We start from the raw sequence: 19868 nt of genomic DNA, 5'->3' as shown, positions 1-19868 counted from the left end.
ACAGAGCTCAGATCCTGCGATCGCTTCGCACAGAATGTCGCTATCGCTGGCGCGGCGTTCGCCCAACCGTTCGTGGCGTTGCCATGAACCCGGTTGACCACCCACATGGTGGTGGTGAAGGTCGTACCTCCGGTGGTCGTCATCCGGTATCGCCATGGGGCTTCCCAACCAAGGGTGCGAAGACCCGCGGTAATAAGCGTACCGACAACATGATCGTCCGTCGTCGCAAGTAACTAGAGGGATACGACAGTGCCACGTTCTCTGAAAAAAGGTCCTTTTATCGATCTTCACCTGTTGAAGAAGGTCGAAGTGGCGGTGGAGAAGAACGATCGCAAGCCAGTTAAAACCTGGTCGCGCCGTTCGATGATCCTGCCACAAATGGTCGGTCTGACCATCGCGGTTCACAACGGTCGCCAACACGTCCCAGTTCTCGTGAACGAAGACATGGTCGGCCACAAACTGGGCGAGTTCGCCGGTACCCGCACCTATCGCGGGCACGTGGCTGACAAGAAAGCCAAGCGTTAAGGGGTAAGGAAATGGAAGTAGCCGCTAAGTTGTCGGGCGCTCGCATCTCCGCCCAGAAAGCCCGCTTGGTCGCCGACCAGATCCGCGGGAAGAAGGTGGGCGAAGCGCTCAACCTGTTGGCCTTCAGCAGCAAAAAAGCCGCTGAAATCATGAAGAAAGTCCTCGAGTCGGCCGTAGCCAACGCCGAACACAACGAAGGCGCAGACGTTGATGACCTGAAGGTCTCCACCGTCTTCGTCAACGAAGGGCGTTCGCTGAAGCGCATCATGCCACGTGCCAAAGGCCGTGCTGATCGCATCGTCAAGCGGTCTTGCCATATCACTGTCAAGGTTGCGGACAAGTAACGGAGTCGATCAGATGGGTCAGAAAGTACATCCCACTGGCATTCGCCTGGGAATCGTCAAGGAGCACACCTCTGTCTGGTACGCAGACGGTGCTACTTACGCAGATTACCTGTTGAAGGATCTGAAAACGCGTGAGTACCTCCAAGACAAACTAAAAAGCGCGTCCGTAAGCCGTATCGATATTCATCGTCCGGCTCAAACTGCACGCATCACCATCCACACCGCTCGTCCAGGTATCGTTATCGGGAAGAAAGGTGAAGATGTCGAGAAGCTGCGTCAGGACCTGACCAAGCAGATGGGTGTGCCTGTGCACATCAACATCGAAGAGATCCGCAAGCCGGAACTCGACGCCATGCTGGTTGCGCAGAGCGTAGCTCAGCAGCTGGAACGCCGCGTAATGTTCCGTCGCGCCATGAAGCGCGCCGTACAGAACGCCATGCGTATTGGTGCCAAGGGCATCAAGATCCAGGTGAGCGGTCGTCTCGGCGGTGCTGAGATTGCTCGTACCGAGTGGTATCGCGAAGGTCGTGTGCCGCTGCACACCCTGCGTGCCGATATCGACTACAACACCTACGAAGCTCACACCACTTATGGTGTGATCGGTGTGAAGGTTTGGATCTTCAAAGGCGAAGTTATTGGTGGTCGCCAAGAAGAACTGAAACCACAAGCACCAGCGCCTCGTAAAAAAGCTGCTAAGTAAGGGGTACGCCAAATGTTGCAACCAAAGCGTACAAAATTCCGCAAGCAGATGACTGGCCACAACCGTGGTCTGGCACTGCGCGGTAGCAAAGTCAGCTTCGGCGAATTCGCCCTGAAAGCTGTTGCTCGCGGTCGCCTCACCGCCCGCCAGATCGAGTCCGCACGTCGTGCGCTGACCCGTCACGTTAAACGTGGCGGCAAGATCTGGATCCGTGTGTTCCCGGACAAGCCGATCTCCAAGAAACCTCTCGAGGTTCGTATGGGTAAAGGTAAGGGCTCCGTGGAATACTGGGTTGCCCAGATCCAGCCAGGCAAAGTCCTGTACGAGATCGAGGGTGTTTCTGAAGAGCTGGCGCGCGAAGCATTCGCCCTGGCTGCTGCAAAGCTGCCTCTCGCCACCTCCTTTGTTAAGCGGACGGTGATGTGATGAAAGCGAATGAACTTCGTGAAAAATCTGCACAGCAACTGAATGAGCAACTGCTCGGCTTGCTGCGCGACCAGTTCAATCTGCGTATGCAGAAAGCAACTGGCCAGTTGGGGCAGTCGCACCTGCTCTCGCAAGTTAAGCGTGACATCGCTCGCGTGAAAACTGTGCTTAACCAGCAGGCAGGTAAGTGATCATGGCTGAAGCTGAAAAAACCGTCCGTACGCTGACTGGCCGTGTCGTCAGCGACAAAATGGACAAGACCATCACCGTTCTGATCGAGCGTCGCGTAAAGCACCCGATCTACGGTAAATACGTTAAGCGTTCGACTAAGCTGCACGCGCACGACGAATCCAACCAGTGCAAGATCGGCGACAAGGTTTCCATCCGTGAAACCCGTCCGCTGGCCAAGACCAAGTCCTGGGCACTGGTTGAAGTCCTCGAACGCGCTGTTGAAGTCTAAGGGCTAGGGGTCGGAGAAATTTTATGATTCAGACTCAATCCATGCTCGATGTGGCCGATAACAGCGGCGCTCGTCGCGTCATGTGCATCAAGGTGCTCGGCGGTTCCCACCGCCGTTACGCCGGCATCGGTGACATCATCAAAGTAACCGTCAAGGAAGCAATTCCGCGCGGTAAGGTCAAAAAAGGCCAGGTGATGACTGCTGTTGTCGTCCGTACCCGTCACGGTGTACGTCGCGCTGACGGTTCCATCATTCGTTTCGACGGCAACGCTGCTGTTCTGCTGAACACCAAGCAAGAGCCGATCGGCACTCGCATCTTCGGGCCAGTGACCCGTGAACTTCGTACTGAGAAGTTCATGAAGATCGTCTCGCTCGCCCCTGAAGTGCTGTAAGGAGATCCGACATGCAAAAGATTCGTCGTGACGACGAGATCATCGTGATCGCCGGCAAAGACAAAGGTAAGCGCGGTAAGGTGCTGAAGGTTCTGGCTGATGACCGTCTGGTCATCGGTGGCGTGAACCTGGTCAAGCGTCATACCAAGCCTAACCCGATGGCGGGCGTACAGGGCGGTATCGTCGAAAAAGAAGCGCCTCTGCACGCTTCCAACGTTGCCATCTTCAACGGCGAAACCAACAAGGCTGACCGCGTTGGTTTCAAAGTAGAAGACGGTAAGAAAATTCGTGTCTTCAAGTCGACCCAAAAAGCGGTTGATGCTTGAACACTGCTAGGTAGAAGACCATGGCACGACTGAAAGAGATTTACCGGAACGAAATCGCTCCTAAGCTTAAGGAAGAACTTAAGCTGTCGAACGTGATGGAAGTTCCGCGCGTTACCAAGATCACCCTGAACATGGGTCTGGGCGAAGCGATCGGCGACAAGAAAGTCATCGAGCACGCTGTTGCCGACCTGGAAAAGATCACCGGTCAAAAGCCGGTCGTGACTTTCGCTCGCAAGTCCATCGCAGGCTTCAAAGTCCGCGAAGGCTGGCCGATCGGCGTCAAGGTGACCCTGCGTAGCGACAAGATGTACGAGTTCCTGGACCGCCTGCTGGCGATCTCCCTGCCACGAGTTCGCGACTTCCGCGGCCTCAATGCCAAGTCCTTCGATGGCCGCGGCAACTACAGCATGGGCGTGAAAGAGCAGATCATCTTCCCGGAAATCGATTACGACAAGATCGATGCTCTGCGCGGTTTGGACATCACCCTGACCACCACTGCTCGTTCGGATGACGAAGGCCGCGCTCTGCTGCGTGCATTCAAATTCCCGTTCCGCAACTGATTGGAGTAGGAAAATGGCCAAGAAGAGCATGAAAAACCGCGAGCTGAAGCGTCAGCTCACGGTAGCCAAGTTCGCCAAAAAGCGTGCTGAGCTGAAAGCGACCATCGTCAACCTGAACGCCTCTCCAGAAGAGCGTTTCGCTGCCGTTGTCGCTCTGCAGAAGCAGCCACGTGATGCCAGCGCTGCGCGTCTGCGCAACCGTTGCCGCCTGACCGGTCGTCCTCACGGTGTATACCGTAAGTTCGGCCTGGGCCGTAACATGCTGCGTCAAGCGGCAATGCGCGGTGACGTACCAGGTCTGGTCAAGGCCTCCTGGTAATCGCTGCCGGCAGGAACCCGACGGAAGGGGAGCAATCTTCCGACCGTCGGTGACCTCGCCAACGAACAAGCCCCTTCATGGGGCTTGTTTCGTTTCTGCCTTGTGTCTAGAATGACCGGCTCACCCGAGCCTGGGTTTTTTACCCTGCCCGCTTGGGTGGTTGTGATAGCCGCAAGGCTAATATTTCTTGTATCAGGAGCATCTAGCCCATGAGTATGCAGGACCCGTTAGCGGACATGCTAACTCGCATCCGTAATGCCCAGATGGCTGAAAAGTCCGTCGTAAGCATGCCTTCCTCCACCCTGAAGGTCGCGGTTGCCAAAGTTCTGAAAGACGAAGGTTACATCGCCGGCTACCAGGTAACTGGTGAGGCCAAGCCTTCCCTGTCGATCGAACTCAAGTACTTCGAAGGCCGTCCGGTCATCGAGGAACTGAAGCGTTCCAGCCGTCCTGGCCTGCGCCAGTACAAGGCCGTCACCGACCTGCCGAAAGTACGTGGCGGTCTGGGCGTGTCTATCGTCTCCACCAACAAAGGTGTGATGACTGACCGCGCTGCGCGCGCTGCCGGTGTCGGCGGCGAAGTTCTGTGCACAGTGTTCTAAGGGGAGATAGGCATGTCTCGCGTCGCTAAGAACCCCGTTAAGCTGCCATCCGGTGTCGAAGTCAAATTCGCCGGCCAGCAGCTTTCGGTGAAGGGTGCCAAGGGCACTCTCGAACTGAACGTTCACTCGTCTGTTGAAGTTACCGAAGAGTCTGGCGAGCTGCGTTTCGTCGCTCGCAACGGTGACCAGCAAGCTCGCGCCATGGCCGGTACCACCCGCGCTCTGGTGAACAACATGGTCCAGGGCGTAAGCCAAGGCTTCGAGCGCAAGCTCCAGCTGGTCGGTGTTGGTTACAAGGCACAGGCCAAAGGCGAAATCCTGAACCTGGCCCTGGGCTTCTCTCACCCAGTGGACTACGCACTGCCAGCCGGTATCACCGCTGAAACGCCTAGCCAGACCGACATCCTGATCAAGGGTATCGACAAGCAACTGGTAGGTCAGGTGGCCGCTGAAATCCGCGGGTTCCGTCCGCCAGAGCCTTACAAAGGCAAGGGTGTGCGTTACGCGGACGAAGTAGTCCGTCGTAAAGAAGCCAAGAAGAAGTAGGGCCTAGCAAATGACCGACAAAAAAGTTATTCGACTGCGTCGCGCTCGCAAAGCACGTCTCAAGATGCACGAACTCGAAGTCGTGCGCCTGTGCGTGTTCCGCTCCTCGCAGCACATCTACGCCCAGGTCATTTCGGCCGACGGCAGCAAGGTTCTGGCAAGCGCCTCGACCTTGGACAAAGACCTGCGTGATGGCGCCACTGGCAACATCGACGCGGCCACTAAGGTTGGCAAGCTGGTAGCTGAGCGCGCGAAAGCCGCCGGTGTATCTCAAGTTGCCTTTGACCGTTCCGGCTTCAAGTACCATGGCCGCGTCAAAGCGCTGGCTGATGCTGCTCGTGAAGGCGGGCTGGAGTTCTAAGTTATGGCAAATAACGATCAAAAGCGCGACGAAGGCTACATCGAGAAGCTGGTTCAAGTTAACCGCGTTGCCAAAACCGTAAAAGGCGGCCGTATCTTCACCTTCACCGCGCTGACCGTGGTAGGTGATGGTAAGGGTCGTGTCGGCTTCGGCCGTGGCAAATCGCGCGAAGTACCTGCCGCGATCCAGAAAGCCATGGAAGCTGCTCGTCGCAACATGATCCAGGTTGACCTGAAGGGCACCACCCTGCAGTACGCCACCAAGGCTGCCCACGGCGCCTCGAAGGTTTACATGCAGCCTGCCTCGGAAGGTACCGGTATCATCGCCGGCGGCGCCATGCGTGCTGTCCTGGAAGTTGCTGGTGTTCAGAACGTCCTGGCCAAGTGCTACGGTTCGACCAACCCAGTGAACGTGGTTTACGCCACCTTCAAGGGTCTGAAAGCCATGCAATCTCCTGAGTCCATTGCTGCCAAGCGCGGCAAGAGCGTTGAGGAGATCTTCTGATCATGGCAACCGTAAAAGTAACGCTGATCAAGAGCGTCTCGGGCCGCCTGCCTAACCACAAACTGTGCGTTAAAGGTCTGGGTCTGCGTCGCATCGGTCACACTGTAGAAGTCCAGGATACTCCCGAGAACCGCGGGATGATCAACAAGGCTTACTACATGCTGAAGGTCGAGGGTTAATCGATGAAACTCAATGATCTGAGTCCAGCGCCGGGTTCCCGTCGCGAGAAGCATCGTCCAGGTCGTGGTATCGGTAGCGGTCTGGGTAAGACCGGCGGCCGTGGCCACAAAGGTCAGACTTCCCGTTCGGGTGGTTCGATCGCTCCTGGCTTCGAAGGCGGTCAACAGCCGCTGCACCGTCGTCTGCCGAAGTTCGGCTTCGTTTCCCTGAAAGCCATGGACCGCGCCGAAGTGCGTCTGTCCGAGCTGGCCAAAGTGGAAGGCGACGTGATCTCCGTGCAGTCCCTGAAGGATGCCAACGTGATCAACCAGCACATTCAGCGTGTGAAAATCATGCTGTCTGGCGAAGTTACTCGCGCAGTCACCATCAAGGGCATCGCAGCCACCAAGGGTGCGCGTGCGGCTATCGAAGCAGCTGGCGGCAAATTCGAGGAATAAATGGCTAAGCAAGGTGCTCTCTCTTCGCTCGGTAAGGGCGGGATGTCGGAACTCTGGGCTCGTCTGCGCTTTCTGTTCATGGCGATCATCGTCTATCGGATAGGTGCGCATATCCCGGTTCCCGGCATCAATCCGGACCGTCTGGCGGATCTGTTTCGGCAGAATGAGGGGACCATTCTTAGCTTGTTCAACATGTTTTCCGGTGGCGCGCTCGAGCGTATGAGCATCTTTGCACTGGGGATCATGCCGTACATTTCGGCATCGATCATCATGCAGCTGATGACCGCGGTCAGCCCGCAACTGGAGCAGTTGAAGAAGGAAGGTGAAGCTGGCCGTCGCAAGATCAGCCAGTACACCCGCTACGGCACCGTTATCCTGGCACTGGTTCAAGCCATTGGCATGTCCATTGGCCTGGCCAACCAGGGCGTGGCGTTTTCTGTGGGCCTGGGCTTCCATGTCGTCGCCGTCTCCACCTTCGTGGCGGGCGCGATGTTCATGATGTGGCTGGGCGAGCAGATCACCGAGCGCGGTGTGGGCAACGGTATCTCGATGTTGATCTTCGCAGGTATCGTTGCCGGTCTTCCGAGAGCAATCGGGCAGTCTTTCGAGTCTGCGCGCACAGGCGATATCAACATCTTCGCCCTGGTCGCTATCGGTTTGCTGGCAGTAGCGATTATCGGTTTCGTGGTGTTCATTGAGCGTGGTCAGCGTCGTATCGCCGTTCACTACGCCAAGCGTCAGCAGGGCCGCAAGGTCTTCGCTGCGCAGACCAGCCACCTGCCGTTGAAAGTGAACATGGCGGGCGTAATCCCGGCCATTTTCGCGAGCAGCATTCTGCTGTTCCCGGCTTCGCTGGGTGCCTGGTTCGGTCAGTCCGAAGGTATGGGCTGGCTGCAGGACATCTCGCAGTCGATCGCTCCTGGTCAGCCGTTGAACATTCTGCTGTTTAGTGCAGGGATCATTTTCTTCTGCTTCTTCTACACAGCGTTGATGTTCAACCCGAAAGACGTAGCGGAAAACCTGAAGAAGTCCGGTGCCTTTATTCCGGGTATCCGTCCTGGTGAGCAGTCGGCGCGCTACATTGATGGCGTTCTGACCCGTTTGACCATGTTCGGTGCTCTTTACATGATGGCCGTCTGCCTTCTGCCCCAGTTCCTGGTGGTGGCAGCAAATGTGCCGTTCTACCTTGGCGGGACCTCGTTGCTGATTGTGGTAGTGGTTGTGATGGACTTCATGTCCCAAGTACAATCGCACCTCGTTTCGCACCAGTACGAATCCCTGATGAAGAAAGCCAACCTGAAAGGCTACGGCGGCAGCGGTCTGCTGCGCTGATACGCCCCTAAGGTTCGAGGAGTCGGTAATGAAAGTTCGTGCATCGGTGAAAAAGCTGTGCCGTAACTGCAAGATCATCCGTCGCGAAGGCGTCGTACGAGTGATCTGCAGCGCGGAACCGCGTCACAAACAGCGCCAAGGCTGAGTGTGATCTGCGCTTCAAACCCAGCAGCTAGTGTGCTGCTGGGTTGATTATTCGTTTCTACAGCGATATTATCTCGCGCCCTATTTCTTGGCTTCCGGGGCGTAGGTAGCTGTCAATTGGAGTCCCACTGAATGGCCCGTATTGCAGGCGTCAACATTCCAGATAACAAGCATACTGTTATCTCGCTGACCTACATCTATGGTGTCGGTCGCACAACTGCACAGAAGATCTGTGCAGACGCTGGTGTCAACCCAGCCGCAAAGATCAAGGATCTGAGCGACGAGCAAATCGAAACCCTGCGTGGCGAAGTCGCGAAGTTCACCACCGAAGGTGACCTGCGCCGTGACATCAACATGAAGATCAAACGCTTGATGGACCTGGGTTGCTACCGCGGCCTGCGTCATCGTAAAGGTCTGCCGGTTCGCGGTCAGCGCACCAAGACCAACGCACGCACCCGTAAGGGCCCGCGTAAGCCGATCCGCAAGTAATCGCCCAGGAATATAGACATGGCAAAACCTGCTGCTCGTCCTCGTAAGAAAGTCAAAAAGACAGTGGTTGATGGCATCGCCCACATCCATGCGTCTTTCAACAACACCATCGTGACCATCACCGACCGTCAGGGCAATGCTTTGTCCTGGGCTACTTCCGGTGGTTCGGGTTTCCGTGGTTCGCGCAAATCCACCCCGTTCGCAGCCCAGATCGCTGCTGAGCGTGCTGGTCAAGCTGCGCTGGAATATGGTCTGAAGAACCTCGACGTCAACGTCAAGGGTCCAGGTCCAGGTCGTGAATCCGCCGTTCGTGCACTGAACAGCTGCGGCTACAAGATCGCCAGCATCACCGACGTGACGCCAATCCCGCATAACGGGTGCCGTCCGCCGAAGAAGCGTCGCGTGTAATCAGGAGACAGAAGAATGGCACGTTACATTGGTCCAAAATGCAAACTGTCTCGTCGTGAAGGCACCGACCTGTTCCTGAAGAGCGGCGTTCGCGCTCTGGAATCGAAGTGCAACATCGAAGCAGCCCCAGGTATCCACGGCCAGCGCCGTGGCCGTCAGTCCGACTACGGTACCCAGCTGCGCGAGAAACAAAAAGTCCGTCGTATCTACGGTGTTCTGGAGCGTCAGTTCCGCGGTTACTACCAAGCTGCTGCCTCGAAAAAAGGCGCAACCGGTGAGAACCTGCTGCAACTGCTCGAGTGCCGTCTGGATAACGTCGTTTACCGTATGGGCTTCGGCTCGACTCGTTCCGAGTCGCGTCAGCTGGTTTCGCACAAAGCGATCAGCGTCAACGGTAAGACTGTAAACATTCCATCCTACCAAGTTCGTCCGGGTGACGTGGTCGCGGTTCGCGAGAAGTCGCTGAACCAGCTGCGCATTGTTCAAGCCCTTGAACTGTGCGCCCAGCGTGGCCGCGTTGAGTGGGTAGACGTAGATTCCGCTAAGAAGTCGGGCGTTTTCAAGAACGTTCCTGCTCGCGGCGACCTGTCTGCCGACATCAACGAAAACCTGATTGTCGAGCTCTACTCCAAGTAAGGGCTAGAAAATAGGTGCATCCATGCAGATTTCGGTAAATGAGTTCCTGACTCCCCGCCACATTGATGTGCAGGTAGTCAGTCCGACCCGCGCCAAGATCACGCTCGAGCCTCTCGAGCGTGGTTTCGGCCATACCCTGGGCAACGCGCTGCGCCGCATCCTGTTGTCCTCCATGCCTGGCTGTGCAGTAGTCGAGGCCGAGATCGATGGCGTACTCCATGAGTACTCCGCGATCGAAGGTGTTCAGGAAGACGTCATTGAAATCCTGTTGAACCTGAAAGGCCTGGCTATCAAACTGCACGGTCGTGACGAAGTTACGCTGACCTTGTCGAAAAAGGGTTCGGGGGTGGTTACCGCTGCCGATATTCAGCTGGATCACGATGTCGAGATCGTCAACCCCGATCACGTAATCGCGAACCTGGCGTCCAACGGCGCCCTGAACATGAAGCTCACCGTAGCTCGTGGTCGCGGTTACGAGCCGGCCGACTCCCGTCAGACCGACGAAGACGAAAGCCGTAGCATTGGCCGTCTGCAGCTGGACGCCTCGTTCAGCCCGGTGCGTCGTATCGCCTATGTGGTCGAGAACGCCCGTGTTGAACAGCGTACCAACCTGGACAAGCTGGTCATCGATCTGGAAACCAACGGCACCCTGGATCCTGAAGAGGCTATCCGTCGCGCTGCGACCATCCTGCAACAGCAGCTGGCCGCGTTCGTCGACCTCAAAGGTGACAGCGAGCCTGTCGTAGTCGAGCAGGAAGACGAGATCGATCCGATCCTGCTGCGCCCGGTTGACGACCTGGAACTGACTGTACGTTCGGCCAACTGCCTCAAGGCGGAGAACATCTACTACATCGGCGACCTGATTCAGCGTACCGAAGTAGAGCTGTTGAAGACTCCTAACCTGGGCAAGAAGTCCCTGACTGAAATCAAGGACGTCCTGGCCTCTCGTGGTCTGTCTCTCGGCATGCGCCTCGACAACTGGCCGCCTGCAAGTCTTAAGAAAGACGACAAGGCGACCGCCTGATCGTCGTAATCACCGAACGTAGTGTTTGGTAAGGAATGAATCATGCGTCATCGTAAAAGTGGACGTCACCTGAGCCGTACCAGCTCTCACCGCAAGGCTATGTTCCAGAACATGGCAGTGTCGCTGATCGAGCACGAGCTGATCAAAACCACCCTGCCGAAAGCCAAGGAACTGCGCCGCGTTGCCGAGCCGCTGATCACCCTGGCCAAGGAAGACAGCGTTGCTAACCGTCGTCTGGCCTTCGACCGTACCCGTTCGAAGTCCGCTGTTGGCAAACTGTTCAACGACCTGGGCAAGCGTTACGCCACCCGTCAGGGCGGCTACCTGCGCATCCTGAAGTGCGGTTTCCGCGCTGGCGACAACGCGCCTATGGCGTACGTCGAGCTGGTTGATCGTCCGGTCGGCGGTGCTGTAGAAGCTGCCGAGTAAGACATTCTGTCTGCTACAAAGAACCGGGCCTAGTGCCCGGTTTTTTGTGTCTGCAACTATTGTTAATTTCTATTGATGTAAGTCATGTAATGAATTTGTTCTGAAACAACCGCTCGTCGATACTCCTTCTCAAGCCGATTAGCCGGCACTCAGAGACCGATAAGGAGAGCCCATGAGCAAGATTCTCACCACCGCCAGCGGTGCACCTGTAGCTGACAACCAGAATTCCCGTTCCGCCGGCCCACGCGGCCCGCTGCTGCTCGACGACTTCCACCTGATCGAGAAACTCGCCCACTTCAATCGCGAGAACATCCCTGAGCGCCGCGTGCACGCCAAGGGCTCGGGTGCTTACGGCACCTTCACCGTGACCCGCGACATCACCCGGTACACCAGCGCCAAGCTGTTCGAGCAGATCGGCAAGCAGACCGAAACCTTCCTGCGCTTTTCCACCGTCGGCGGCGAGCGCGGCTCGGCGGACACCGAACGCGACCCGCGTGGTTTCGCCGTGAAGTTCTACACCGAGGAAGGCAACTGGGACATCGTCGGCAACAACACCCCGGTGTTCTTCATCCGCGACCCGCTCAAGTTCCCGGACTTTATCCACACCCAGAAGCGCCACCCGCAAAGCAACCTGAAGAACGCCCAGATGATGTGGGACTTCTGGTCTCATTCGCCCGAGGCGCTGCACCAGGTCACCATCCTGTTCTCCGATCGTGGCATCCCGGACGGCTACCGTCACATGCACGGTTTTGGCAGCCACACCTACAGCCTGATCAATGCCGATGGCCAGCGCACCTGGGTGAAATGGCACTTCAAGACCCAGCAAGGCATCAAGAACCTGGCCCCGGCCGACGCCGCCCGCCTGGCCGGCAGCGACCCGGACTATGCCCAGCGCGACCTGTTCGAGGCCATCGAGCGTGGCGACTTCCCACGCTGGACCGTGTGCATTCAGGTGATGAGCGAAAGCGAGGCGGCCAACCGTGACGAGAACCCGTTCGATGTGACCAAGACCTGGTCTCAGAAAGACTACCCGCTGATCGAAGTCGGCGTACTGGAACTGAACCGCAACCCGCTCAACTATTTCGCCGAAGTCGAGCAGGCCGCGTTCGGGCCGAGCAACATGGTCCCGGGTGTCGGCCTGTCGCCTGACCGCATGCTGCAGGGCCGGGTCTTTGCCTACGCCGATGCACACCGCTACCGCGTGGGCACCAACCACCAGCACCTGCCGGTGAATGCCTCGCGAAGCCCGGTGAACAGCTACCAGCGTGACGGTTCGATGGCCATGGGCAGCTACGGCAGTGCACCGAACTACGAGCCCAACAGCTACGCCGACGCGCCGAAGCAGTCGCCACGCCACGCGGAACCGGCGCTGCCCCTCAGTGGCGCGGCGGATCGTCATGATCACCGCGAGGACAACGACTACTACAGTCACGCCGGCGCACTGTTCCGGCTGATGAGCGACGAGCAGAAGGCCCTGCTGATCAGCAACATCGCCGGGACCATGGCCGGTGTCAGCGAGGACGTGATCCAGCGCCAGTTGCAGTATTTCTTCAAGGCCGACCCGGCCTACGGGGAAGGCATCGCCAAGGCCTTGGGGGTTAATTTCGCCTAAGTCGAAGTGATAAGGAGAACCGCCCTCATTTGGGCGGTTTTTCAATGAATATCACTACTGTTTAACCGATTTTTTGCATCTAATTGCGCGTTTTTCAGTGACCGCGAGCAAAAGCTGGTTCACACTATGTGCATCTAGCCGTTTTTCACAGGGAGAAGCAGGGCGATGCAAGGTCACCCGGACGTAATCAACTACCTCGTCACGTTGCTGAAGGGCGAACTGGCCGCACGCGACCAGTACTTCATCCACTCGCGCATGTACGAAGACTGGGGCCTCTCCAAGCTCTATGAGCGCATCAACCACGAGATGGAAGAAGAGACCCAGCACGCCGACGCCCTGATGCGCCGCATCCTGATGCTCGAAGGCACGCCGGACATGCGTGCCGACGACCTGGAAGTGGGTAGCACCGTGCCTGAAATGATCGAGGCCGACCTCAAGCTCGAGTACAAGGTGCGTGGCGCCCTGTGCAAGGGCATCGAGCTGTGCGAACTTCACAAGGACTACATCAGCCGCGACATCCTGCGCGCGCAACTGGCCGACACCGAAGAAGATCACACCTACTGGCTTGAGAAGCAGCAGGGCCTGATCAAGGCCATCGGCCTGGAAAACTACCTGCAGTCGCAGATGTAAACAGTTGGGGGCTGCTTTGCAGCCCTTTCGCGACACAAGGCCGCTCCTACAGGACAGCGCGAACCGAAAGAACGGCGCTGTCCTGTAGGAGCGGCCTTTTGTCGCGAAAGGGGCGCAGAGCGCCCCCATTGCTTCATGCCCGATCCCGCTCCAGCAGCGGCTTGAGGTAATGCCCGGTATACGACTGCTTCATCTTGCTCAGTTCTTCCGGGGTACCGCAGGCAATGATCTGCCCACCCTTGGAACCGCCCTCCGGCCCCAGGTCCACCAGCCAGTCGGCGGTCTTGATCACGTCCAGGTTGTGCTCGATCACCACCACCGTGTTGCCGTGATCGCGCAGTCGGTGCAGCACGTCCAGCAGTTGCTGGATATCGGCGAAGTGCAGGCCGGTAGTCGGCTCGTCGAGGATGTACAGGGTCTTGCCGGTGTCGCGCTTGGACAGTTCCCGCGACAGCTTCACCCGCTGCGCCTCGCCACCCGACAGGGTGGTCGCCGATTGCCCCAGCTTGATGTACGACAGGCCCACGTCCATCAGCGTCTGCAGCTTGCGCGCCAGCGCCGGTACCGCATCGAAGAACGCGCGGGCATCCTCGATGGTCATTTCCAGCACCTCGTGGATGTTCTTGCCCTTGTACTTGATCTCCAGGGTTTCGCGGTTGTAGCGCTTGCTCTTGCACACGTCGCACGGCACGTAGATGTCCGGCAGGAAGTGCATCTCCACCTTGATCAGGCCATCGCCCTGGCAGGCCTCGCAGCGCCCACCCTTGACGTTGAACGAGAAGCGCCCCGGGCCGTAGCCGCGCGAGCGCGATTCCGGCACGCCGGAGAACAGCTCGCGGATCGGCGTGAAGATGCCGGTGTAGGTCGCCGGGTTGGAGCGTGGCGTGCGGCCGATCGGGCTCTGGTCGATGTCGACCACCTTGTCCAGGTGCTGCAGGCCGTCCATGCTGCTGTGCGGCGCCGCCTCCAGGGTGCTCGCGCCGTTGAGGGCGGTGGCGGCCAGCGGGAACAGGGTGTTGTTGATCAGCGTCGACTTGCCCGAGCCGGACACGCCGGTCACGCAGGTCAGCAGGCCGATCGGGATTTCCAGGTCGACGTTCAGCAGGTTGTTGCCGCGCGCGCCCTTGAGCTTGAGCTGCAGCTTCTTGTTGCGCGGGGTGCGCTGGGCCGGCACGACGATCTTCTTGCGCCCGGACAGGTACTTGCCGGTCAGCGAGTCAGGGTGGTCCATGACCTCCTGCGGCGTGCCCTCGGCGACGATCTGGCCGCCATGCACACCGGCGCCCGGGCCGATGTCGACCACGTAGTCGGCCAGGCGGATGGCGTCCTCGTCGTGCTCCACCACGATCACCGTGTTGCCCAGGTCGCGCAGGTGATTGAGGGTGGCCAGCAGGCGGTCGTTGTCCCGTTGATGAAGACCGATGGACGGTTCGTCGAGGATGTACATCACCCCGACCAGGCCGGCGCCGATCTGGCTGGCCAGGCGGATACGCTGGGCCTCGCCGCCAGACAGCGTGTCGGCGCTGCGGTCCAGGGTCAGGTAGTCGAGGCCGACGTTGACCAGAAACTGCAGGCGCTCGCAGATTTCCTTGAGGATCTTCGCCGCGATCTCGCCACGGCGGCCGGTCAGGGTCAGATCGCCGAAGTAGTTGCTGGCCTCGCCGATCGGCAGGTTGGTCACCGCCGGCAGGGTCTTCTCGCCCACCCACACATGGCGCGCTTCGCGGCGCAGGCGGGTGCCGCGGCAGTCCGGGCAGGGCTGGGTACCGAGGAACTTGGCCAGCTCTTCACGCACGGTGGCCGATTCGGTCTCGCGGTAGCGGCGCTCCAGGTTCGGCACGATGCCTTCGAACGGGTGCGAACGCTTGACGATGTCGCCACGATCGTTGAGGTACTTGAAGTCGACGCTCTGCTTGCCGCTGCCCTGCAGGATCACCTTCTGGTGCTCGGCCGACAGCTCGCCGAACGGTTCCTCCAGGCTGAAGCCATAGTGCGCGGCCAGTGAACCGAGCATCTGGAAGTAGTACACGTTGCGCCGGTCCCAGCCGCGGATCGCGCCCTCGGCCAGGGTCAGCTCGCTGTTGACCAGGCGCTTGGTGTCGAAGAACTGCTTCACGCCCAGGCCGTCGCAGGTCGGGCAGGCGCCGGCCGGGTTGTTGAAGGAGAACAGCTTCGGCTCCAGCTCGCTGATCGCGTGGCCGCACACCGGGCAGGCGAAGCGCGCGGAGAAGATCATTTCTTCGCCGGGTTCGTCGTCCATCGGCGCCACCAGGGCGATGCCGTCGGCCAGTTTCAGCGCGGTTTCGAACGACTCGGCCAGGCGCTGCTGCAGGTCGGCGCGGACCTTGAAGCGGTCCACCACCACGTCGATGCTGTGCTTCTTCTGCTTGTCCAGCTTGGGCAGTTCGTCCAGCTCGTAGAGCTTGCCGTTGACCCGTGCGCGAACGAAGCCCTGGGCGCGCAGTTCGTCGAACACCGCCAGGTGCTCGCCCTTGCGCTCGCGGATCACCGGCGCCAGCAGCATCAGCTTGCTGCCCTCCGGGCGCTCCAGCACCAGGTCGACCATCTGGCTGATGGTTTGTGCCTCCAGCGGGATGTCGTGGTCCGGGCAGCGCGGCGTGCCGACGCGGGCATACAGCAGGCGCAGGTAGTCGTAGATCTCGGTGATGGTGCCGACCGTCGAGCGCGGGTTGTGCGAGGTCGACTTCTGTTCGATGGAAATCGCCGGTGACAGGCCTTCGATGGTGTCGACGTCAGGCTTTTCCATCATCGACAGGAACTGCCGGGCATAGGCCGACAGCGATTCCACGTAGCGGCGCTGGCCTTCGGCATAGAGCGTGTCGAACGCCAGGGACGACTTGCCGGAACCGGACAGGCCGGTGATCACGATCAGCTTGTCCCGCGGCAGGGTCAGGTCGATGTTCTTCAGGTTGTGGGTACGTGCCCCACGAATCAGGATCTTGTCCACTGCGGCCTCGCTCGGCGGGCATAAACAAGGAAGTATACGGCGCGCCAGCATGACGCGGCAAAGCGTCGCGTAGATGCCGTCAAGCTGTCGGACTGATAGAATCGCCGCCGGTTCACACGAGGTTAATCCATGCACGACACCCACAACGAGCGCATGAGCAGCGGCGAAACCCGCGCTGCTGGCGGCCTGGCCCTGGTCTTTGCCTTTCGTATGCTGGGCATGTTCATGGTCCTGCCGGTGCTGGCCACCTACGGCATGGACCTGGCCGGTGCCACCCCTGCGCTGATCGGCCTGGCCATTGGCGCCTATGGCCTGACCCAGGCGGTATTGCAGATCCCGTTCGGGATGATTTCCGACCGCATCGGCCGCCGGCCGGTGATTTACCTGGGGTTGGTGGTCTTCGCCCTGGGCAGCGTCCTGGCGGCCCAGGCCGACTCCATCTGGGGCGTGATCGCCGGGCGTATCCTGCAGGGCGCCGGGGCGATTTCCGCGGCGGTCATGGCGCTGTTGTCCGACCTGACCCGCGAGCAGCACCGGACCAAGGCGATGGCCATGATCGGCATGAGCATCGGCCTGTCGTTCGCCGTGGCCATGGTCGTCGGCCCATTGCTCACCAGTCACTTCGGTTTGTCAGGATTGTTCCTGGCCACGGCAGGACTTGCCCTGGTCGGTATTCTGCTGATCGCCTTCGTGGTACCCAACACCCACAGCACCTTGCAGCACCGCGAGTCGGGTGTGGCGCGCCAGGCCATCGGCCCGACCCTGCGCCACCCGGACCTCCTGCGCCTGGACGTGGGCATCTTCATCCTCCACGCCATCCTCATGGCCAGCTTCGTCGCGCTGCCCCTGGCGTTCGTCGAGCGCGGCGGCCTGCCCAAGGAGCAGCACTGGTGGGTGTACCTGACCGCGCTGTTCATCTCATTTTTTGCAATGGTCCCGTTCATCATCTACGGCGAAAAAAAGCGCAAGATGAAACGTGTGTTGGCCGGCGCGGTCAGTGTCCTGCTGCTGACGGAGATATACTTCTGGGAGTGGGCTGACGGTTTGCGCGGACTGGTGATTGGCACCGTGGTATTCTTTACCGCATTCAACCTGTTGGAGGCCTCGTTGCCTTCGCTGGTGAGCAAGGTGTCGCCTGCCGGTGGCAAGGGGACGGCGATGGGGGTGTATTCCACCAGCCAGTTCCTCGGTGCGGCACTGGGCGGGATCCTCGGCGGCTGGTTGTTCCAGCACGGTGGCCTGGACACGGTGTTCCTCGGTTGCGCGGTGCTGTGTGCCATCTGGCTGATCGTCGCCTTGCGCATGAACGAGCCGCCGTATGTGACCAGCCTGCGCATGCCGCTGTCGCCCGAAGCAGTCCGTGAAGCCGGCCTGACCGAGCGCCTGTTGGCCGTGCCGGGTGTGACCGACGCTGTGGTGGTGGCAGAAGAAGCCGCCATCTATATCAAACTGGATACGAAAATTTTGGACCGTGCGACCCTCGAGCGACTGGTGAATCCAGCCTCTTCGGCGTGCGAAGCCTAGGAGAACGTTATGGCCCGTGGGGTTAACAAAGTCATTCTGGTCGGCACCTGTGGCCAGGATCCCGAAGTCCGCTACCTGCCCAACGGTAACGCCGTGACCAACCTGAGCCTGGCCACCAGCGAGCAGTGGACCGACAAGCAGTCGGGCCAGAAGGTCGAGCGTACCGAGTGGCACCGTGTGTCGCTGTTCGGCAAGGTTGCCGAAATTGCCGGCGAGTACCTGCGCAAAGGCTCGCAGTGCTACATCGAAGGCAAGCTGCAGACCCGTGAGTGGGAAAAGGACGGCATCAAGCGCTACACCACCGAGATCATCGTCGACATCAACGGCACCATGCAGCTGCTCGGCGGTCGTCCGCAGGGTCAGCAGCAGGGCGGCGACCCGTACAACCAGGGTGGCGGCAACTACAACCAGGGTGGTGGCCAGCAGCAACAGTACAACCAGGCGCCACGCCAGCAGGCCCAGCGCCCGCAGCAGCAGCCACAGCGCCCGGCGCCACAGCAGCCAGCCCCGCAGCCGGCGGCTGACTTCGACAGCTTTGATGACGACATCCCGTTCTGATAAGCAGTAGAAACTTAGTATAAGTTTCTTCAAAGAGCCCCCGCATAGCGGGGGCTCTTTCGTTATGCCGTTGTAGAGTTGAGTTCTTTGCATTCTTGAAGAGCAGGTTCTGAAGGGCGAGGAAATTTTTCCCTTGTTTGTAGGCGGCTTCTGAATTTTATCTGGTGTGGGGTTTTTTAATCCTCGATTGCGTAGTCTCCATATTTTCAAAGGAGATGAATATGCAAGCGTCGGATAAAGAACTCGTTGAGGAGGTAAGGCTCCTACCGGAGAAACAGGATTATAGGGTCACTGGCTTTTTCAAGGCTTATGAGACCTATTCGGAGGCGTGCGCTGACAAACGTCATGGTGCCGGTGTGCTTACTGTAATAGGCATTGCGATTGCTGCACTGGGCCTTGGTGTCTGGATATTCGGCCCCTCGACCATCTACTACGACCGCCTTTCTGGTCCAAGCTTTGTTCAGCACATGCAGATTGCTCCTCACCTTGTCGTGTCGGTTGGTGTCTTGTTCCTGGCGCTGGCGAAAAAGGTGCGCGGAGAGGCGGCGCTGACTCCCGAGTTGTTTCTGCTTTGCCGTTACAAGGTAATTGGCATTGATGGCAGTGAAGCCAAAGAGCAGGTCGATATACGCTATCTAGGAGAAGACGACTTCACTATTTCATTGAGGCAGTCCTCATGACTTCAGGTATTGAGAACGCTACTCAGGAAATAGACGAACTTGAATTTAATATTTGCGTCTGGCAAATCTCTGGTTTCGGCGAAAAATATGCTGCCCACCGGGCGCGGTGCATCAAGGGCGCAGCGTACTCCGGTGGACTGATACTGTTCATAGGACTCGCGGCAGCACTGTATGGTGCAGCGATGCTGATTTTCGGACCCGATGAGATTATCTACCCTGTCTTGGCAGGCCCCACCCGATACCAGTACACCCAGATCTATGCACAGCACATCGCGCTTATTGGCGGAATCATGTTCATCCTGGGTTGCTTGCTCTATTCGAGAAGGCCAATGAGCGAGGTGGAGTTCTTGCTGAGCAAGTACAGTTTAATTGCGCTAGGTGGGCAGAATATCAACGCTGTGGCCGAGATTCGTTATCTGGGCGGTGACATTTTTGATGTAGCAACCGATTGACGATTGCCATGCTCCGCTCTTCTAGGCGGTGCGGTGTCTTGTAGGAGCGGCCTTGTGTCGCGAAAGGGCTGCGTAGCGGCCCATCGATCTCAGCGTCAATCAAGGATCGCCGGGGCTGCTACGCAGCCCTTTCGCGACACAAGGCCGCTCCTACAGGCCGGTGCAATGTCTCAGGATGTGTAATCCCGTGATAGTACTGATGGCATATTGACGCCAAAAAATCTTGGTTTTCCATCCACTTGCTGGTAGCGTGCGCGCCACGACGCACTGGGATGTGCGCAGTCGAATATCAAGGAGCAG

The 19868-nt window shown here is 58.8% G+C and carries 30 protein-coding genes and 1 pseudogene; 30 read left to right on the top strand and 1 reads right to left on the bottom strand.

The features are described 5' to 3' along the window. The 26 genes and pseudogenes from ACIP21_RS19640 to bfr form a co-directional block, all read left to right on the top strand. A pseudogene (locus ACIP21_RS19640) lies at positions 1 to 233 on the top strand (50S ribosomal protein L2); the annotation flags it as partial. A 16-nt stretch (positions 234 to 249) separates the two neighbouring features. After that, the gene (rpsS, locus tag ACIP21_RS19635; RefSeq protein ID WP_003255482.1) at positions 250 to 525 is read left to right on the top strand and encodes a 30S ribosomal protein S19; all 276 of its coding nucleotides are present in this window, start codon (positions 250 to 252) and stop codon (positions 523 to 525) included. Between the two features lie 11 nt (positions 526 to 536). Next, entirely contained in the window at positions 537 to 869 is a 333-nt protein-coding gene (rplV, locus tag ACIP21_RS19630; protein WP_003103908.1) for a 50S ribosomal protein L22, read from the top strand. A gap of 13 nt (positions 870 to 882) precedes the next feature. Then, positions 883 to 1569 (top strand): 30S ribosomal protein S3, encoded by a 687-nt coding sequence (gene rpsC / locus ACIP21_RS19625; RefSeq protein WP_003255481.1) that lies wholly within the window; start codon positions 883 to 885, stop codon positions 1567 to 1569. Between the two features lie 12 nt (positions 1570 to 1581). Next, positions 1582 to 1995: a 50S ribosomal protein L16 gene (gene rplP, locus ACIP21_RS19620; RefSeq protein WP_003255479.1), complete on the top strand. Its 414-nt coding sequence runs from the start codon at positions 1582 to 1584 to the stop codon at positions 1993 to 1995. Next, positions 1995 to 2186 carry a 50S ribosomal protein L29 gene (gene rpmC / locus ACIP21_RS19615; RefSeq protein WP_002555481.1) on the top strand — a complete coding sequence of 64 codons (192 nt, stop codon included), beginning with the start codon at positions 1995 to 1997 and terminating at the stop codon, positions 2184 to 2186. Before rplP ends, rpmC begins: the two co-directional genes overlap by 1 nt. 2 nt (positions 2187 to 2188) lie before the next feature. Next, positions 2189 to 2455 (top strand): 30S ribosomal protein S17, encoded by a 267-nt coding sequence (rpsQ, locus tag ACIP21_RS19610; protein WP_008089812.1) that lies wholly within the window; start codon positions 2189 to 2191, stop codon positions 2453 to 2455. Between the two features lie 23 nt (positions 2456 to 2478). After that, a complete protein-coding gene (gene rplN, locus ACIP21_RS19605) occupies positions 2479 to 2847 on the top strand; it encodes a 50S ribosomal protein L14 (protein WP_008089810.1) in 369 nt (122 codons plus the stop codon). Between the two features lie 11 nt (positions 2848 to 2858). Continuing rightward, positions 2859 to 3173 (top strand): 50S ribosomal protein L24, encoded by a 315-nt coding sequence (gene rplX, locus ACIP21_RS19600; protein WP_003255476.1) that lies wholly within the window; start codon positions 2859 to 2861, stop codon positions 3171 to 3173. Positions 3174 to 3193: 20 nt separating this feature from the next. Beyond that, positions 3194 to 3733, top strand: coding sequence for a 50S ribosomal protein L5 (gene rplE, locus ACIP21_RS19595; protein ID WP_003255474.1), 540 nt, complete (start codon positions 3194 to 3196; stop codon positions 3731 to 3733). Positions 3734 to 3746: 13 nt separating this feature from the next. Further along, positions 3747 to 4052, top strand: coding sequence for a 30S ribosomal protein S14 (rpsN, locus tag ACIP21_RS19590; protein ID WP_012316516.1), 306 nt, complete (start codon positions 3747 to 3749; stop codon positions 4050 to 4052). Positions 4053 to 4261: 209 nt separating this feature from the next. Then, on the top strand, positions 4262 to 4654 hold the full coding sequence (rpsH, locus tag ACIP21_RS19585; protein WP_003255471.1) for a 30S ribosomal protein S8: 393 nt from the start codon (positions 4262 to 4264) through the stop codon (positions 4652 to 4654). Between the two features lie 12 nt (positions 4655 to 4666). Continuing rightward, the gene (gene rplF, locus ACIP21_RS19580) at positions 4667 to 5200 is read left to right on the top strand and encodes a 50S ribosomal protein L6 (RefSeq protein WP_400690882.1); all 534 of its coding nucleotides are present in this window, start codon (positions 4667 to 4669) and stop codon (positions 5198 to 5200) included. A gap of 10 nt (positions 5201 to 5210) precedes the next feature. Further along, positions 5211 to 5561 (top strand): 50S ribosomal protein L18, encoded by a 351-nt coding sequence (rplR, locus tag ACIP21_RS19575; protein WP_003255467.1) that lies wholly within the window; start codon positions 5211 to 5213, stop codon positions 5559 to 5561. 3 nt (positions 5562 to 5564) lie between these two features. Then, positions 5565 to 6065, top strand: coding sequence for a 30S ribosomal protein S5 (rpsE, locus tag ACIP21_RS19570; RefSeq protein ID WP_003255465.1), 501 nt, complete (start codon positions 5565 to 5567; stop codon positions 6063 to 6065). 2 nt (positions 6066 to 6067) lie between these two features. Next, the gene (rpmD, locus tag ACIP21_RS19565; protein ID WP_003255463.1) at positions 6068 to 6244 is read left to right on the top strand and encodes a 50S ribosomal protein L30; all 177 of its coding nucleotides are present in this window, start codon (positions 6068 to 6070) and stop codon (positions 6242 to 6244) included. A 3-nt stretch (positions 6245 to 6247) separates the two neighbouring features. Continuing rightward, positions 6248 to 6682 carry a 50S ribosomal protein L15 gene (gene rplO / locus ACIP21_RS19560; RefSeq protein WP_003255461.1) on the top strand — a complete coding sequence of 145 codons (435 nt, stop codon included), beginning with the start codon at positions 6248 to 6250 and terminating at the stop codon, positions 6680 to 6682. Next, positions 6683 to 8014 (top strand): preprotein translocase subunit SecY, encoded by a 1332-nt coding sequence (gene secY / locus ACIP21_RS19555; protein WP_003257108.1) that lies wholly within the window; start codon positions 6683 to 6685, stop codon positions 8012 to 8014. Between the two features lie 28 nt (positions 8015 to 8042). Then, entirely contained in the window at positions 8043 to 8159 is a 117-nt protein-coding gene (rpmJ, locus tag ACIP21_RS19550; RefSeq protein WP_002555468.1) for a 50S ribosomal protein L36, read from the top strand. A 131-nt stretch (positions 8160 to 8290) separates the two neighbouring features. Further along, on the top strand, positions 8291 to 8647 hold the full coding sequence (gene rpsM, locus ACIP21_RS19545) for a 30S ribosomal protein S13 (protein ID WP_003255457.1): 357 nt from the start codon (positions 8291 to 8293) through the stop codon (positions 8645 to 8647). A gap of 18 nt (positions 8648 to 8665) precedes the next feature. After that, positions 8666 to 9055 carry a 30S ribosomal protein S11 gene (rpsK, locus tag ACIP21_RS19540; RefSeq protein ID WP_003255454.1) on the top strand — a complete coding sequence of 130 codons (390 nt, stop codon included), beginning with the start codon at positions 8666 to 8668 and terminating at the stop codon, positions 9053 to 9055. Positions 9056 to 9070: 15 nt separating this feature from the next. After that, entirely contained in the window at positions 9071 to 9691 is a 621-nt protein-coding gene (rpsD, locus tag ACIP21_RS19535) for a 30S ribosomal protein S4 (RefSeq protein ID WP_027917844.1), read from the top strand. A gap of 22 nt (positions 9692 to 9713) precedes the next feature. Beyond that, positions 9714 to 10715: a DNA-directed RNA polymerase subunit alpha gene (locus tag ACIP21_RS19530; protein ID WP_003255452.1), complete on the top strand. Its 1002-nt coding sequence runs from the start codon at positions 9714 to 9716 to the stop codon at positions 10713 to 10715. Between the two features lie 42 nt (positions 10716 to 10757). After that, entirely contained in the window at positions 10758 to 11144 is a 387-nt protein-coding gene (rplQ, locus tag ACIP21_RS19525; protein ID WP_003255451.1) for a 50S ribosomal protein L17, read from the top strand. A 172-nt stretch (positions 11145 to 11316) separates the two neighbouring features. After that, the gene (locus ACIP21_RS19520) at positions 11317 to 12756 is read left to right on the top strand and encodes a catalase (protein WP_400690879.1); all 1440 of its coding nucleotides are present in this window, start codon (positions 11317 to 11319) and stop codon (positions 12754 to 12756) included. A gap of 165 nt (positions 12757 to 12921) precedes the next feature. Continuing rightward, positions 12922 to 13386 (top strand): bacterioferritin, encoded by a 465-nt coding sequence (bfr, locus tag ACIP21_RS19515; RefSeq protein ID WP_003257116.1) that lies wholly within the window; start codon positions 12922 to 12924, stop codon positions 13384 to 13386. 133 nt (positions 13387 to 13519) lie between these two features. Here bfr and uvrA read toward each other — a convergent pair whose 3' ends face one another. Continuing rightward, the gene (gene uvrA / locus ACIP21_RS19510) at positions 13520 to 16354 is read right to left on the bottom strand and encodes an excinuclease ABC subunit UvrA (RefSeq protein WP_400690876.1); all 2835 of its coding nucleotides are present in this window, start codon (positions 16352 to 16354) and stop codon (positions 13520 to 13522) included. A 129-nt stretch (positions 16355 to 16483) separates the two neighbouring features. Between uvrA and ACIP21_RS19505 the strand changes: the two genes are divergently transcribed. From ACIP21_RS19505 to ACIP21_RS19490, 4 genes are all read left to right on the top strand, one after another. Beyond that, positions 16484 to 17878, top strand: a complete 1395-nt coding sequence (locus ACIP21_RS19505) for an MFS transporter (RefSeq protein ID WP_400690873.1) — start codon at positions 16484 to 16486, stop codon at positions 17876 to 17878. A 9-nt stretch (positions 17879 to 17887) separates the two neighbouring features. After that, positions 17888 to 18436 carry a single-stranded DNA-binding protein gene (locus tag ACIP21_RS19500; protein ID WP_400690870.1) on the top strand — a complete coding sequence of 183 codons (549 nt, stop codon included), beginning with the start codon at positions 17888 to 17890 and terminating at the stop codon, positions 18434 to 18436. A 221-nt stretch (positions 18437 to 18657) separates the two neighbouring features. Then, positions 18658 to 19116, top strand: a complete 459-nt coding sequence (locus tag ACIP21_RS19495; protein ID WP_400690867.1) for a hypothetical protein — start codon at positions 18658 to 18660, stop codon at positions 19114 to 19116. Beyond that, positions 19113 to 19568 carry a hypothetical protein gene (locus ACIP21_RS19490; RefSeq protein WP_400690864.1) on the top strand — a complete coding sequence of 152 codons (456 nt, stop codon included), beginning with the start codon at positions 19113 to 19115 and terminating at the stop codon, positions 19566 to 19568. The genes ACIP21_RS19495 and ACIP21_RS19490 overlap by 4 nt, the downstream gene beginning before the upstream one ends. The last annotated feature ends 300 nt before the right edge of the window (positions 19569 to 19868 follow it).

The organism is Pseudomonas sp. NPDC089401, from assembly GCF_044749485.1.
In the GTDB taxonomy this organism is placed as follows: Bacteria; Pseudomonadota; Gammaproteobacteria; order Pseudomonadales; family Pseudomonadaceae; genus Aquipseudomonas.
This window is presented reverse-complemented; position numbering and strand designations above follow the sequence as displayed.

Coding starts and splice junctions, on each gene's coding strand:
- rplV (WP_003103908.1), top strand. CDS start 537: ATGGAAGTAGCCGCTAAGTTGTCGGGCGCTCGCATCTCCGCCCAGAAA.
- rpsC (WP_003255481.1), top strand. CDS start 883: ATGGGTCAGAAAGTACATCCCACTGGCATTCGCCTGGGAATCGTCAAG.
- rplP (WP_003255479.1), top strand. CDS start 1,582: ATGTTGCAACCAAAGCGTACAAAATTCCGCAAGCAGATGACTGGCCAC.
- rpmC (WP_002555481.1), top strand. CDS start 1,995: ATGAAAGCGAATGAACTTCGTGAAAAATCTGCACAGCAACTGAATGAG.
- rpsQ (WP_008089812.1), top strand. CDS start 2,189: ATGGCTGAAGCTGAAAAAACCGTCCGTACGCTGACTGGCCGTGTCGTC.
- rplN (WP_008089810.1), top strand. CDS start 2,479: ATGATTCAGACTCAATCCATGCTCGATGTGGCCGATAACAGCGGCGCT.
- rplX (WP_003255476.1), top strand. CDS start 2,859: ATGCAAAAGATTCGTCGTGACGACGAGATCATCGTGATCGCCGGCAAA.
- rplE (WP_003255474.1), top strand. CDS start 3,194: ATGGCACGACTGAAAGAGATTTACCGGAACGAAATCGCTCCTAAGCTT.
- rpsN (WP_012316516.1), top strand. CDS start 3,747: ATGGCCAAGAAGAGCATGAAAAACCGCGAGCTGAAGCGTCAGCTCACG.
- rpsH (WP_003255471.1), top strand. CDS start 4,262: ATGAGTATGCAGGACCCGTTAGCGGACATGCTAACTCGCATCCGTAAT.
- rplF (WP_400690882.1), top strand. CDS start 4,667: ATGTCTCGCGTCGCTAAGAACCCCGTTAAGCTGCCATCCGGTGTCGAA.
- rplR (WP_003255467.1), top strand. CDS start 5,211: ATGACCGACAAAAAAGTTATTCGACTGCGTCGCGCTCGCAAAGCACGT.
- rpsE (WP_003255465.1), top strand. CDS start 5,565: ATGGCAAATAACGATCAAAAGCGCGACGAAGGCTACATCGAGAAGCTG.
- rpmD (WP_003255463.1), top strand. CDS start 6,068: ATGGCAACCGTAAAAGTAACGCTGATCAAGAGCGTCTCGGGCCGCCTG.
- rplO (WP_003255461.1), top strand. CDS start 6,248: ATGAAACTCAATGATCTGAGTCCAGCGCCGGGTTCCCGTCGCGAGAAG.
- secY (WP_003257108.1), top strand. CDS start 6,683: ATGGCTAAGCAAGGTGCTCTCTCTTCGCTCGGTAAGGGCGGGATGTCG.
- rpmJ (WP_002555468.1), top strand. CDS start 8,043: ATGAAAGTTCGTGCATCGGTGAAAAAGCTGTGCCGTAACTGCAAGATC.
- rpsM (WP_003255457.1), top strand. CDS start 8,291: ATGGCCCGTATTGCAGGCGTCAACATTCCAGATAACAAGCATACTGTT.
- rpsK (WP_003255454.1), top strand. CDS start 8,666: ATGGCAAAACCTGCTGCTCGTCCTCGTAAGAAAGTCAAAAAGACAGTG.
- rpsD (WP_027917844.1), top strand. CDS start 9,071: ATGGCACGTTACATTGGTCCAAAATGCAAACTGTCTCGTCGTGAAGGC.
- ACIP21_RS19530 (WP_003255452.1), top strand. CDS start 9,714: ATGCAGATTTCGGTAAATGAGTTCCTGACTCCCCGCCACATTGATGTG.
- rplQ (WP_003255451.1), top strand. CDS start 10,758: ATGCGTCATCGTAAAAGTGGACGTCACCTGAGCCGTACCAGCTCTCAC.
- ACIP21_RS19520 (WP_400690879.1), top strand. CDS start 11,317: ATGAGCAAGATTCTCACCACCGCCAGCGGTGCACCTGTAGCTGACAAC.
- bfr (WP_003257116.1), top strand. CDS start 12,922: ATGCAAGGTCACCCGGACGTAATCAACTACCTCGTCACGTTGCTGAAG.
- ACIP21_RS19505 (WP_400690873.1), top strand. CDS start 16,484: ATGCACGACACCCACAACGAGCGCATGAGCAGCGGCGAAACCCGCGCT.
- ACIP21_RS19500 (WP_400690870.1), top strand. CDS start 17,888: ATGGCCCGTGGGGTTAACAAAGTCATTCTGGTCGGCACCTGTGGCCAG.
- ACIP21_RS19495 (WP_400690867.1), top strand. CDS start 18,658: ATGCAAGCGTCGGATAAAGAACTCGTTGAGGAGGTAAGGCTCCTACCG.
- ACIP21_RS19490 (WP_400690864.1), top strand. CDS start 19,113: ATGACTTCAGGTATTGAGAACGCTACTCAGGAAATAGACGAACTTGAA.